Genomic DNA, 12,955 nt, shown 5'->3' with positions numbered 1-12,955 from the left:
TCTTTTATGAAACGAATGCTTGACTGCAGCAACCTACGGCCGTGGCACGCATCGTCGGCAACGATCTTCGCCTCAAATCCTCGACGGCCCGGTCATCGAGCTAGGGGAGCCGGGCCTACACTGGCGAGCAGCCCCCTATAGATTCGGCGCCCAAGGCGCACAAAAGCCCTCTCCTGAGGGCTTTGGCTTTTCCAGCATTCAACGGACCCATGAGCCCAGCCCAGGACTTCGCCGATCACACGCCCATGATGCAGCAGTACTTGCGCATCAAAGCTGAGCATCCGGACGTTCTGGTCCTGTACCGCATGGGCGACTTCTACGAAGTCTTCTACGACGACGCCCGCAAGGCCGCCGCGCTGCTGGACCTGACGCTGACCCAGCGCGGCCAGAGTGCCGGCGAGCCTGTCGTGATGGCCGGCGTGCCGGTACATGCGCTCGAGAGCTACCTGTCCAAGCTCATCAAGCTCGGCGAGCCCGTGGCGATTGCCGAGCAGGTGGGCGAGGTGGGCGCGAGCAAGGGGCCGGTGGAACGCAAGGTGGTGCGCGTCGTCACGCCCGGCACCATCACCGACACCGAGTTGCTGGCCGACAAGCAGGACGCCGTGCTGCTGGCCGTCTCCGGTAGCGGGCGACGCTTTGGCCTGGCCTGGTTGTCGATCACACAGGGCGAGATCGGGCTGTCGGAGTGCAGCGAGGCCGAGCTGGGCGGCTGGCTGGCGCGGCTCAGCCCGGCTGAGATCCTGGTGGACCGCGAGCAGGTGCCGGCCCAGGTGCTGGCCGGCCGCTGGCCCGTGACCAAGCGGCCGGGCTGGCAGTTCGACGCGCAACTCGGCACGCGCAAGCTCTGCGAGCAGTTGCGGGCGCAGAGCCTGCAAGGCTTCAACGCCCAAGACTTGCACCTGGCCCAGACCGCCGCCAGCGCCCTGCTGGCCTTTGCCGAGCACACCCAGGGTCGGTCGCTGGCCCACGTGCAGTCGCTGCGCGTGCAGCGCGCCAGCGAGCTGCTCGACCTGCCGCCCGCCACCCAGCGCAACCTGGAGCTGACGCTGACCCTGCGCGGCGAGACCTCGCCCACGCTGTTCTCGCTGCTCGACACCTGCCGCACCGGCATGGGCAGCCGCGCGCTGCGCCATGCGCTGCTCCATCCGCTGCGCGACCGCACTGAGGCGCAAACCCGCCACACCGCGATTGCCGAGCTCCTGACCCAGGGCTACGAAGCCCTGCGTGAGTCGCTCAAGCACGTGTCCGACGTCGAGCGCATTGCCGCCCGCATCGCGCTGCGCCAGGTGCGCCCGCGTGAGCTGACGGGCCTACGCGCCACGCTGCAGCACCTGCCCGCCATCCGCGCCGCCACCCCGGCAGCACTGCAATCGCCGGGCCTGCAGCCACCGGCCGACATCCTTGCGCTGCTGGAGCGCGCCATCGCCCTGGAGCCCGCGCTGCTGCCGCGCGACGGCGGCGTGATTGCCGATGGCTACGACGCTGATCTGGACGAGCTGCGCGGAATCCAGAGCAACTGCGACGGCTTCCTGCTCGACCTCGAAACCCGCGAGCGTGCGCGCACCGGCATCCAGAACCTGCGCGTGCAGTTCAACCGCGTGCATGGCTTCTACATCGAGGTCACCAGCAGCGGGCTCGACAAGGTGCCGATGGACTACCAGCGCCGCCAGACGCTGAAGAACGCCGAGCGCTTCATCACGCCCGAGCTCAAGGCCTTCGAGGACAAAGCCCTCTCGGCTCAGGAGCGCGCGCTGGCCCGCGAGAAGCTGCTGTACGAGCAGGTCATCGACGCCCTGCACGCCCAGATCGGCCCCTTGAGCCAGCTGGCCCGCAGCCTCGCGCAGCTCGACCTGCTCGCCACCCTCGCCGAGCGCGCGGCCACCTTGGGCTGGTGCCGCCCCGAGTTCGTGGCCCAGCCTTGCATCGAGATCGAGGCCGGCCGCCACCCTGTCGTGCAAGCGCGTTTGGCCGAGACGAGCGGCGCCGAGTTCATGCCCAACGACTGCCGGCTCGACGCCCGCACCCGCATGCTCGTCATCACCGGCCCCAATATGGGCGGCAAGAGCACCTTCATGCGCCAGGTGGCCTTGATCGCCTTGCTGGCGGCGATGGGCAGCTATGTGCCCGCCACGCGCTGCCGCCTGGGGCCCATGGACGCCATCCACACCCGCATCGGCGCGGCCGACGACCTGGCCAACGCGCAGTCCACCTTCATGCTGGAGATGACCGAGGCTGCAGCCATCCTGCACGCGGCCACTGAGCACTCGCTGGTGCTGATGGACGAGATCGGGCGCGGCACCTCCACCTTTGACGGCCTGGCGCTGGCCAGCAGCATCGCCACCCACCTGCACGACAAGACCCGCGCCTTCACGCTGTTCGCCACCCACTACTTCGAGCTGACCGAGTTCCCCGCCAAGCACCGCGAGGCGCAGAACTGGCACGTCTCGGCCGTCGAAAGCGGCGAGGACATCGTCTTCCTGCACGAGCTGCAGGCCGGCCCCGCCAGCCGCAGCTACGGCGTGCAGGTGGCCCGCCTGGCTGGCATGCCCGCATCCCTCATCCGCCAGGCCCGCGCCACGCTGGAGGCGCTGGAAGCCCGCTCCACGGCGGGCGACGAGCAGTTCGACCTCTTCGCCGCGCCGCCAGCGCCGCCGCCGGCTTCCGAACCCGACCCCATCCAGGCCGCGCTCACCGCGCTCGACCCCGACACCCTCACCCCGCGTGAGGCACTGGACGCGATCTACCGCCTGAAAGCCCTGGCGCGATGACAGCCACACCCGGCACCCTCGTCTTCAGCCACGCCAACAGCTACCCCGCTGGCTGCTACCGCGTGCTGTTCGAGACCTGGCGTGCGGCCGGCTGGCGCGTCGAGGCGCTGGACCGCTTTGGCCATGACCCGCGCTACCCGGTCAAGCAGGACTGGCGCGGCATGCGCGGTCAGCTCATCGACTTCATCGAGCGGGATGTCCGCCCGGAGGGGCCCGTGGTGCTGGTCGGCCACTCGCTGGGCGGCCTGCTGAGCCTGCTCGTCGCCTGCCGGCGGCCCGAGCTGGTGAAGCACCTGGTCCTGCTCGACTCGCCCGTGGTGGCCGGCTGGCGCGCTGCCCTGCTGGCCTGGAGCCAGCTCACCGGCCTTGTGCACCGCGTGCCGCCCGCCGCCATTGCGGCCAAGCGCCGCCAGAGCTGGCCCGACCGCGCGGCCGTCCGCGCGCACTTCGCCTCCAAACCCATGTTCGCGCGCTGGGACCCCCGCGTGCTCGACGACTACATCGCCTGCGGCTTTGAGGAGCATGGCGGCCAGACGCGGCTGCGCTTCGACCGCGAGGTCGAGAGCCGCATCTACGCCACGCTGCCGGCCTACATCCCGCGCCTGCTCAAGCGCTACCCGCCGCGCTGCGCCATCGATTTCTTCGGCGGCACCGACTCGGCCGAGCTGCGCCAGGCCGGCTCAGACGCCAGCCGCGCCCTGGTGGGCGAGCGTTTCCATTGGGTTGAAGGGGGCCACCTTTTCCCCTTCGAGAAGCCCGACGAGACGGCATCGCGGGTGCTGGCCGCGCTGGCCGCCACCGGCGCTTGACTACAATCCAAATTTCCACCTCAGCGCCCGTGCCTCTGGGCGCTGCATGACATGACCAAATACGTCTTCGTCACTGGCGGTGTGGTGTCTTCGCTCGGCAAGGGCGTGGCATCGGCCTCACTGGCGGCCATCCTCGAATCGCGTGGCCTGCAGGTCACCCTCCTCAAGCTCGATCCCTACCTCAACGTCGACCCTGGAACGATGTCGCCGTTCCAGCACGGCGAGGTCTTCGTGACCGACGACGGCGCCGAGACCGACCTCGACCTCGGCCACTACGAGCGCTTCATCACCACGCGGATGAAGCGGTCCAACAACTTCACCACCGGGCAGATCTACAAGTCCGTGCTGGAGAAGGAGCGCCGCGGCGACTACCTCGGCAAGACGGTGCAGGTCATCCCGCACGTCACCAACGAGATCCAGGAATTCATCAAGCGCGGCGCCGAGGGCGTTGACGTCGCCATCGTCGAGATCGGCGGCACCGTGGGCGACATCGAGTCCCTGCCCTTCCTCGAAGCCGCCCGCCAGCTCAGCCTCAAGACGGGCCCCAACAACGTCGCCTTCGTCCACCTCACCTATGTGCCGTGGATTGCGGCAGCGGGCGAGCTCAAGACCAAGCCGACCCAGCACACGGTGCAGAAGCTGCGCGAGATCGGCATCCAGCCCGACGCCCTGATCTGCCGCGCCGACCGCGCCATCCCCGACGACGAGCGCGAGAAGATTTCGCTCTTCACCAATGTCGCCGAGTACGGCGTCATCTCGATGTGGGACGTGAACACCATCTACAAGGTGCCGCGCGTTCTGCACGAGCAGGGGCTGGACCAGCTCATCTGCACCAAGCTCCAGCTCTCCACCAAGCCGGCTGACCTGAAGCGCTGGGACACCCTGGTCTACGAGGTCGAGAACCCCAAGGAGCAGGTCACCATCGCCATGTGCGGCAAGTACACCGAGCTGTCGGACTCGTACAAGTCGCTCAACGAGGCGCTGCGCCACGCAGGCATCCACAACCACTCCGGCGTCAAGATCGAGTACCTCGACACCGAGACGCTCACGCCCGCCAACATCGCCCAGCTGGCCCAGTTCGACGCCATCCTGGTGCCCGGCGGCTTTGGCAAGCGCGGTGTCGAGGGCAAGATCCTCGCGGCCCAGTTTGCGCGCGAGCACAAGCTCCCCTACCTGGGCATCTGCCTCGGCATGCAGGTCGCCACCATCGAGTACGCGCGCCACAAGGCCGGCCTGGAAGGCGCCAACTCCACCGAGTTCGACCCCGCAACGCCCCACCCCGTCATCGCCCTGATCGACGAGTGGCAGGACGCCGACGGTTCCATCCAGAAGCGCGACGCCAACTCCGACCTCGGCGGCACCATGCGCCTCGGCGCCCAGAGCTCGGACGTCAAGCCCGGCACCCTGGCTTTCGACATCTACGGCAAGGTCGTGACCGAGCGCCACCGCCACCGCTACGAGGCCAACGAGCACTACCTTGACCGCCTCCAGCAAGCCGGCCTCGTCATCTCCGCCATCACCCAGCGCGAGAAGCTGACCGAGATCGTCGAGCTGCCGCGCGACGTCCACCCCTGGTTCGTCGGCGTGCAGTTCCACCCCGAGTTCAAGTCCACGCCCTGGGGCGGCCACCCGCTCTTCACCGCCTTCGTCAAGGCGGCGCTGAGCCACAAGCAAAAGGCAGCCTGATGGAACTCTGCGGCTACCAGGTCGGGCTCGACCGCCCCTTCTTCCTGATCGCGGGCACCTGCTCGATCGAGGGCCTGCAGATCACGCTCGACGTGGCCGGCATGCTCAAGGAAGCCTGCGACAGCTTGGGCATCCCGCTCATCTACAAGGGCTCGTTCGACAAGGCCAACCGCTCTTCCGGCACCACCAAGCGCGGCGTCGGCATGGACGCCGGCCTCAAGATCCTCGACGAAGTGCGCCGCCAGACCGGCCTGCCCGTGCTGACCGACGTGCACGACGCCACCCAGGTGGCCGATGTGGCGGCCGCGGTGGACGTGCTGCAGACCCCCGCCTTCCTGTGCCGGCAAACGGACTTCATCCGCGCCGTCGCCCAGAGCGGCAAGCCCGTCAACATCAAGAAGGGCCAGTTCCTCGCGCCCTGGGACATGAAGAACGTCGTCGACAAGGCCCGTGCCGCTGCGCGCGAGGTGGGCCTGTCGGAAGACCGCTTCCTGGCCTGCGAGCGTGGCGTGAGCTTTGGCTACAACAACCTCGTGGCCGACATGACCAGTCTGGCCGAGATGCGCAACAGCGGCGCCCCGGTGGTGTTTGACGTCACCCACTCCGTGCAAAAACCCGGCGGCCTCGGCGGCTCCAGCGGCGGCGTGCGTGAGATGGTGCCCGTGCTGGCCCGTGCCGGCGTGGGCGTGGGCGTGGCAGGCCTCTTCATGGAGACCCATCCCAACCCGGCCGAGGCCTTCAGCGACGGGCCCAACGCCGTGCCGCTCAAGCACATGAAGACTTTGCTGGAGCAACTGGTGGCCCTGGACCGCGTCGTCAAGGCGCAGCCCTTGTTAGAGAACGACTTTTCCTGCTGAGCCCAGCCCTCAGCTTGTTCCACCCATGTAACGCCGTTTTGGCACACTGCGCCCCGCTTGTTTTGTGCCCGAACTAGATCACCCTGACCCAACTGGAGACCATTGAATGAGTGCCATCGTTGACATCGTCGGCCGCGAGATTCTCGACAGCCGCGGCAACCCCACCGTCGAGTGCGACGTGTTGCTGGAGTCCGGCGTGATGGGCCGTGCCGCCGTGCCGTCGGGCGCCTCCACCGGCAGCCGCGAAGCCATCGAACTGCGTGACGGCGACAAGAGCCGTTACCTCGGCAAGGGCGTGCTCAAGGCTGTTGAGCACATCAACACCGAGATCTCCGAAGCCGTGCTGGGCCTCGACGCCTCCGAGCAAGCCTTCCTGGACAAGACCCTGATCGACCTCGACGGCACCGAGAACAAGAGCCGCCTGGGCGCCAACGCCATGCTCGCCGTCTCGATGGCCGTGGCCCGCGCTGCGGCTGAAGAGTCTGGCCTGCCGCTGTACCGCTACTTCGGCGGCATGCGCGGCGTGACCCTGCCCGTCCCGATGATGAACGTCATCAACGGCGGCGCCCACGCCAACAACTCGCTCGACCTGCAAGAGCTGATGATCATCCCCGTGGGTGCCCCGAGCTTCCGCGAGGCCCTGCGTTGGGGCGCCGAGGTGTTCCACGCCCTCAAGAAGATCCTGCACGACAAGGGCATGCCCACCGCCGTGGGTGACGAAGGCGGCTTTGCCCCCAGCGTCGAGAGCCACGAAGCCGCGCTGCAGCTGATCCTGCAAGCCGTCGAGAAGGCTGGCTACACCGCTGGCGAGCAGATCGCCATCGGCCTCGATTGCGCCGCCAGCGAGTTCTACAAGGACGGCAAGTACGTGCTCGAAGGCGAAGGCGGCCTCCAGCTGACCGCTCAGCAGTGGACCGACATGCTCGCCACCTGGGTCGACAAGTACCCCATCATCTCCATCGAAGACGGCATGGCCGAAGGCGACTGGGATGGCTGGAAGCTGCTGACCGACCGCCTCGGCGCCAAGGTGCAGATCGTCGGTGACGACCTCTTCGTCACCAACACCAAGATCCTGAAGGAAGGCATCGACAAGGGCATCGCCAACTCGATCCTCATCAAGATCAACCAGATCGGCACCCTGACCGAGACCTTCGCCGCCATCGAGATGGCCAAGACTGCCGGCTACACCGCCGTCGTCAGCCACCGCTCCGGCGAGACCGAAGACAGCACCATCGCCGACATCGCCGTCGGCCTCAACGCCGGCCAGATCAAGACCGGCTCGCTGTCCCGCTCGGACCGCATCGCCAAGTACAACCAACTGCTCCGCATCGAAGAAGACCTCGGCGACGTCGCTGTCTACCCCGGCCGCGCTGCCTTCTATAACCTCAAGTAAGCAGCCCCCCAAAGAAACGCCCCGTGGCTCACGCCCCGGGGCGTTTTTGCTGATGGGTGCCGCATCAAACCTGCGCCACAATCCCGGCGCGACTCACCCTCCTCCGCGATGAAGATCCTGGCCGTCCTGCTCGCGCTTTTTCTTGCTGCCATCCAGGCTCAGCTCTGGTTTGGCAAAGGCAGCCTGCCGCGCGTGACGCAACTGCGCCAGGAGCTCGCCCAGGCCCAGGCCGAGAACGACAAGGCCCGCGCCCACAACGCCCAGATCCTGGCCGAGCTGCGCGACCTGCGCGAAGGCCTGGAGATGGTCGAAGAAAAAGCCCGCACCGAGCTCGGCTTCATCAAGCCCGACGAAGTCTTCGTCCAATACCAGCGCCGCTGATTGATGTGGGCTGACGTCTGGGCGGCCGCGCTGGCGCCCGCCTTCACGGCGCTGGGTGCGCCGATCTCCTGGCTGGAACTGGTGGCCTTTGTGCTCGCGGTCTGGATGGTCGTCTGCAATATGCGCGTGCGCCTGCTGGCCTGGCCGCTGGCCCTCATCAGCTCGCTGCTGTACTTCGCCCTCTTCCTCGATGGCCGGCTGTATGGCGAGGCCGCGCTGCAACTGCTGTTTGCCGGCCTGGCCGGCTGGGGCTGGTGGCAATGGCGCTTTGGCCGCACCGCCCAAGGCGAGGCGCTGTCCGTGCGCCAGCTGGGCAAGGCGGGCCTGGCGCTGCCCGTCGCCCTCACCCTGCTCGGCTGGCCGCTGCTGGGTCTCTTCCTCGCCTCCTTCACCGATTCGCCCCTGCCCTACTGGGACGCCTTCCCCACCGTCGCCAGCCTGCTGGGCCAGTGGCTGCTGGCCCGCAAGTACGAAGAGAACTGGCCGACCTGGATCGTGGTCAACGCCGTCAGCGTCGTGCTCTTTGGCCTCAAGGGCTACTGGCTCACCGTCGTGCTTTACGCCGTCTTCATCCCCATGAGCGTGCTGGGCTGGCAGGCCTGGCGCCGCCAGCGCCTCGCGCTGGCCATGGCATGACACCGTGATGCGCACACGCACCGTGGTCGCCCTGCTTGGGGCCGAGTGCACCGGCAAGTCCAGCCTCGGCCAGGCACTGGCCGCGCAGCTTGGCGGCACCTATGTGCCCGAGTACCTGCGCGAGTGGTGCGACACACACGGCCGCACGCCCCAGCAGCACGAGCAAGCCGCCATCGCCGCCGAGCAAGCCCGCCGCATCGACGCCGCCGCCGGCCCCTGGGTGCTGGCCGACACCACGCCCCTGATCACCGCGCTGTGCAGCCAGCACTACTTCAACGACGACAGCCTGCTGCCCCAGGCGCTCGCCTTCCAGCGCCGCTGCGACCTCATCCTGCTCTGCGCCCCCGACCTGCCCTGGGAGGCCGACGGCGTCCAGCGCGATGGCCCAGAGGTCAGGGCAAGGTTTGACGCCAGGCTGCGTCAGGCGCTCAGCCGCCATGGGCTGGCATGGCACGACATCCAGGGCGAACGCCGCTTGCAAATGGCATTGACGGCATTGATGGCATTGCCCCTACTGGGTGTGCCGGAACCTTAGCCAAGCTGACGCAAGCGGCCACTGAAGCTACCCTTGCACCGCAAGGACTTCGCACGTCAACTTGAGCACCACCCCGCCTCCCGAGACGCCCCTGCCCTGGTTACAGCGGCGCAGCCTTGGCACCCAATTGGCCCTCGTGCTGGCGCTGGTGGTGACGGTGCTGGTCTTGTCGCTGACCACCGTGATCACGTCGATGATGCGGTCCCAGATCGAACGCGACAAAGGCGCCGCCCTCGCCAACCTGGGCAGAAGCATCTCCACCGCGCTCGGCAAGAACATGCGTGACCGGATGCAGCAGGTCAATCTGCTGGCCCAGTCGGGCGAAATCTGGGCCGACGGCCTGGCCAGCCCCACGGTCACCCGCGCCCTGTCGCGCATGAAACTCACGCGGCCCTTCCCCTCCTGGCTGGGTGTCGCCGATGCCAGCGGCGTGGTCGTCGCGGCGACGGACGATCTTCTGGTCGGCCGCAACGTCAAGGAGCGCCCCTGGTTCCCGGCAGGGCTGCGCGGGCATTACGTGGGTGACGTGCATGAGGCCAAGCTCCTCGCGAGCCTGCTCCCGCCCCATGCCAATGGAGAACCGCTCCGGTTTGTGGACTTTGCCGCCCCGCTGGAAGTAGCCGGCCGCGTGGTCGGTGTCGTCGGGCTCCATGCGGACGTGCATGGCATCCGGGCCATTGCCGAAGCCTTCCTGCCCAAGAACGCCGCCGCCCGGCGAGTCGAGGTCTACATCCTGACGCGCTCGGGCGGCGTGATCTTTGGCACCGACCCGAAGGCGGGGATCGACCTGCCCGCGCTGGCCGAGGCCCTGGCCGCCCAAGGGCCTATCGCGCCCGAGGAGCAAGCCAGGCCGGCGGTCGACATCGCCTGGGCCGATGGCCAGCGCTACCTGACCACGAGTTGGTCGCTCGATGACTACGCGCCCGAGTTCGCGCTGGGCTGGAAGGTGCTGGTCCGGCAACCTGTCGAGGTCGCCTATGCACCGGCCATGCAGGCCACGAAGAAAGCCCTGCTCGTCGGCTTGGTCAGTGCGCTCTTGGCCGTGGGTCTCGGGCTCATGCTGGGCCGGCACCTCACGCGCCCGCTCAAGCGCATCGCCAGCGCCGCGCGCGATGTTGAACTCGGCGTCCCCGGCGCCGTGATTCCCCATGCCGACGACAGCGAAGATCTGTCCCACCTTTCCAGCGCCCTGCAAGCCATGACCGTGCGACTGGAGCATCTGGTTGAAGAGCGCACGGCCCAGCTGAACGAGGCCATCCACGAGCTGCACGTCCTCGGTGAAGAACAGCACGCCATGCTGGACAACGACCTCGTCGGCATCGTGCGGCTCAACATGAGCACCCGCGTGGCGATCTGGAACAACCGGGCGCTGTCCGCCATCTTTGGCTACTCCATGGACGAGCTGCGTGGCCAGTCGGCGCGCATGCTGTACCCGGACGAAGCGACCTACGAGAAAGTGGGCGCCGAGGCCCGCGCCGCCTTCGCCGAAGGCCACGACTACGTCACCCGCGTGCAGATGCGGCACCACGATGGCAGCACGATCTGGATCCACCTGCAGGGCACGCTGCTCAAAGAGCGGCCGGGCGAGTCACTGTGGCTGATGACCGACGTGACGGCCCAGCACCGCTACCAGGAGCAGGTCGAGCACATCGCCTTCCACGACGCTCTCACCGGGCTGCCCAACCGGCTGCTCTTGGCCGACCGCGTCGGGCAAGCCATTGCGGCCACGCAGCGCTCCGGCCAGATGTCCGCGATCGCCTTCATGGACCTCGACGGGTTCAAGGCCGTGAATGACCTCCACGGCCACGAGGCCGGCGACCACCTGCTCAAGGAGATCGCCAAGCGCGCCTCTGCCACCGTGCGTGCCGGCGACACCGTCGCCCGCCTGGGCGGTGACGAGTTCGTGCTCGTGCTCGGGCCCCTGCGCGACCAGGCGCAGTGCGACCTCATCCTCCAGCGCTTGCTGACGAACATTGGCAAGCCGGTGCAGCTCCCGGGGGGCATCAGTGCCACCGTGTCGGGCAGCATCGGGGTGGCCCTGTGCCCACAGGATGGCGACACCCCCACCGTCCTGCTGGCCGAGGCCGATGCCGCGATGTACGAGGCCAAGCGCCAGGGCAAGGGCTGCGTGCGCTACAACGCAGGCTAAGGCACTACCGGCCCCATGCAGTACCTGCTCTTCGACCTCACCGACAGCTCCGACGGCATCCTCACCCTCGAAGCCATGGCCTCCACCCGCGAGGCCCAACACCCCGCCGTCATGGCCGAAGTCGCCCAGGTGCTCGCCTGGGCGCAAGCCGAGTTCGGCAACCGCCAAGGCGTGGTCGAAGACGGCGCCGCCTGGGACCATGAACTGCTGGTGCAGCATGAAGAAGGCGGGTGGGTCACGGTGACGCTGACTTTCAGTGCGTCGCAGGAGTTTGCGGGGGCGTTTCAGAGGGTGTTGGAGGGTTCCGACGAGTAAGCGCTACGGCGCTATAGAGCGAGGCCGCCTGGCAGGCGGCCGCTGTCCAACGAGATGGCCCGTTTGGCTGAGCCTGTCCAAGCCGAGGCCACTCCCCACGCACCCATGCCAAAGACACTTCAGGGCGACAACGGAAGCGCACTAAGGGCGGCCATCTGGCAACTCAATCGTTGCCGTAGTCAGGCTCGTATTCCATCTCCCGACTGTGCTGCTCCTCGTGAATGCAGTTCAGACCGGATGCAATGATTTCCCCGCTGCCCAACAGACTGAGATCGCAACTGGGGCAGTGAAACTCTTCGCCGGAATACTCGCGATCGACCACTTCCCAAATGGCGTGCTCGTCCTGCTCTTCGCTGAAATCTTCGCCAGTCAGTTGGCCTGTCATGAAGGCGCGGCAGCCACACGCAGGGCAAGCCGTAGACCAAATTTCATCGTAGCGACCTACGAACAGTTCCGACTGGTGTTGCAGAAGGCGTTGCTCAGCCTCCTCCGCAGCGCGGTCCCGTTCGGCTTTCTTCAACTCGCCAAAACGCTCCTTTGCGGCACCAACACGAAGCTCTACAGCCGCCTTCATGGCCTTTTCGGCCTCTTCTAACAGTTGTCGCGGGGCCTCCGCGTCCACAGCGCCAAGCCAGCTCTCCAGTGATGAGTCCATGTGGTGTAGGACCGTGTCGCATGCATGCCAGTAGCGAGCTTCCCAGGCCTCAAGACGCATCGCCTTGAAAGGGAGATCGGCCGAGTGGAGCTCAGCATTGCGGCGCTCAGCTATCTCTTGGCAGAACTTCTGAATGGTCTTGTCGAATCTCGGAACAAGATGGGCGAGGCGCTCGAACAAGGTCTTGGCGGTAATCGTCTTGACGTCTGTCGTTGCATTGATCCCAGCTGCCACAAACAACGACTGCCAATGGGTTGGATCAACAACGAGACTTGGGTGGGTGCTTGCCAATGCCGCCTTTCCGAGCAGTTCAAGCGCAAGCGAAGCCCATAGTTGATATTCATCTAGGTCATCTGCCGCTTTCCTCACGAGAGCGCGCCCGATGTAGACCTTCGATTTCGCATGAAGTGCGCTCGCATTGATCGAGATGAAGACGTCGTTAGGCATCGATGAGAATCCTTGCTAGGCGGCGGCCGGAGCCGCGTTCAGACGGACCGCGCCCGTGGAGCATCCGCCAGTTGTCGATGATCAAAATGCCTCCCTTCAGCCAGTTGTGGACAAGAGGCCTTGCTTCAGATATGCGGCGGCGCACCAATTCGAAAGCCCATCGCCCTCGTTGATCGACAGCTTCTACACACCCCGGATCAAAGCGCAGGAAGGCGCGGTCTGCGTCCAGCAAAGTGGAGTAGAACGAACGCCGGCCCGACCGCAGAAGTACGGGCGCATCCTGCAATAAGCGCATCTCACTCTCCGAAAACCCCAGCGAACGCC

Annotated in this window: 12 protein-coding genes; 10 read left to right on the top strand and 2 right to left on the bottom strand. The window is 66.8% G+C overall.

All coding sequences use genetic code 11. The features are described from left to right. Window positions 1-209 precede the first annotated feature (209 nt). The 10 genes from mutS to ABDJ85_RS13375 all read left to right on the top strand — a co-directional run bounded on the left by mutS (window position 210) and on the right by ABDJ85_RS13375 (window position 11,529). Entirely contained in the window at window positions 210-2,768 is a 2,559-nt protein-coding gene (gene mutS / locus ABDJ85_RS13420) for a DNA mismatch repair protein MutS (protein ID WP_347705287.1), read from the top strand. After that, complete coding sequence (locus ABDJ85_RS13415; protein ID WP_347705286.1) at window positions 2,765-3,577, top strand: alpha/beta hydrolase; 813 nt, start codon at window positions 2,765-2,767, stop codon at window positions 3,575-3,577. Before mutS ends, ABDJ85_RS13415 begins: the two co-directional genes overlap by 4 nt. A 51-nt stretch (window positions 3,578-3,628) precedes the next feature. Beyond that, window positions 3,629-5,263 (top strand): CTP synthase, encoded by a 1,635-nt coding sequence (gene pyrG, locus ABDJ85_RS13410; protein ID WP_347705285.1) that lies wholly within the window; start codon window positions 3,629-3,631, stop codon window positions 5,261-5,263. After that, the gene (kdsA, locus tag ABDJ85_RS13405; RefSeq protein WP_347705284.1) at window positions 5,263-6,120 is read left to right on the top strand and encodes a 3-deoxy-8-phosphooctulonate synthase; all 858 of its coding nucleotides are present in this window, start codon (window positions 5,263-5,265) and stop codon (window positions 6,118-6,120) included. Before pyrG ends, kdsA begins: the two co-directional genes overlap by 1 nt. A 106-nt stretch (window positions 6,121-6,226) precedes the next feature. Continuing rightward, window positions 6,227-7,513, top strand: coding sequence for a phosphopyruvate hydratase (gene eno / locus ABDJ85_RS13400; RefSeq protein WP_347705283.1), 1,287 nt, complete (start codon window positions 6,227-6,229; stop codon window positions 7,511-7,513). Between the two features lie 108 nt (window positions 7,514-7,621). After that, entirely contained in the window at window positions 7,622-7,894 is a 273-nt protein-coding gene (locus tag ABDJ85_RS13395; protein ID WP_347705282.1) for a septum formation initiator family protein, read from the top strand. 3 nt (window positions 7,895-7,897) lie between these two features. Next, window positions 7,898-8,530, top strand: a complete 633-nt coding sequence (gene pnuC / locus ABDJ85_RS13390) for a nicotinamide riboside transporter PnuC (protein WP_347705281.1) — start codon at window positions 7,898-7,900, stop codon at window positions 8,528-8,530. A gap of 7 nt (window positions 8,531-8,537) precedes the next feature. Further along, window positions 8,538-9,065, top strand: coding sequence for an AAA family ATPase (locus ABDJ85_RS13385; protein ID WP_347705280.1), 528 nt, complete (start codon window positions 8,538-8,540; stop codon window positions 9,063-9,065). 61 nt (window positions 9,066-9,126) lie between these two features. Next, window positions 9,127-11,214: a diguanylate cyclase domain-containing protein gene (locus tag ABDJ85_RS13380; protein WP_347705279.1), complete on the top strand. Its 2,088-nt coding sequence runs from the start codon at window positions 9,127-9,129 to the stop codon at window positions 11,212-11,214. Between the two features lie 15 nt (window positions 11,215-11,229). After that, window positions 11,230-11,529, top strand: a complete 300-nt coding sequence (locus ABDJ85_RS13375) for a hypothetical protein (RefSeq protein WP_347705278.1) — start codon at window positions 11,230-11,232, stop codon at window positions 11,527-11,529. 163 nt (window positions 11,530-11,692) lie between these two features. On the opposite strand, the gene ABDJ85_RS13370 is transcribed toward ABDJ85_RS13375, so the two are convergent. Together ABDJ85_RS13370 and ABDJ85_RS20345 are read right to left on the bottom strand one after the other, a co-directional pair. Then, window positions 11,693-12,631, bottom strand: coding sequence for a hypothetical protein (locus ABDJ85_RS13370; RefSeq protein WP_347705277.1), 939 nt, complete (start codon window positions 12,629-12,631; stop codon window positions 11,693-11,695). After that, window positions 12,624-12,926 (bottom strand): TauD/TfdA family dioxygenase, encoded by a 303-nt coding sequence (locus ABDJ85_RS20345; RefSeq protein WP_430765549.1) that lies wholly within the window; start codon window positions 12,924-12,926, stop codon window positions 12,624-12,626. The genes ABDJ85_RS13370 and ABDJ85_RS20345 overlap by 8 nt, the downstream gene beginning before the upstream one ends. Between the last annotated feature and the right edge of the window lie 29 nt (window positions 12,927-12,955).

The sequence above is a fragment of the Roseateles paludis genome, from assembly GCF_039872745.1.
GTDB classification, from domain to species: Bacteria; Pseudomonadota; Gammaproteobacteria; order Burkholderiales; family Burkholderiaceae_C; genus Pelomonas; species Pelomonas paludis.
This window is presented reverse-complemented; position numbering and strand designations above follow the sequence as displayed.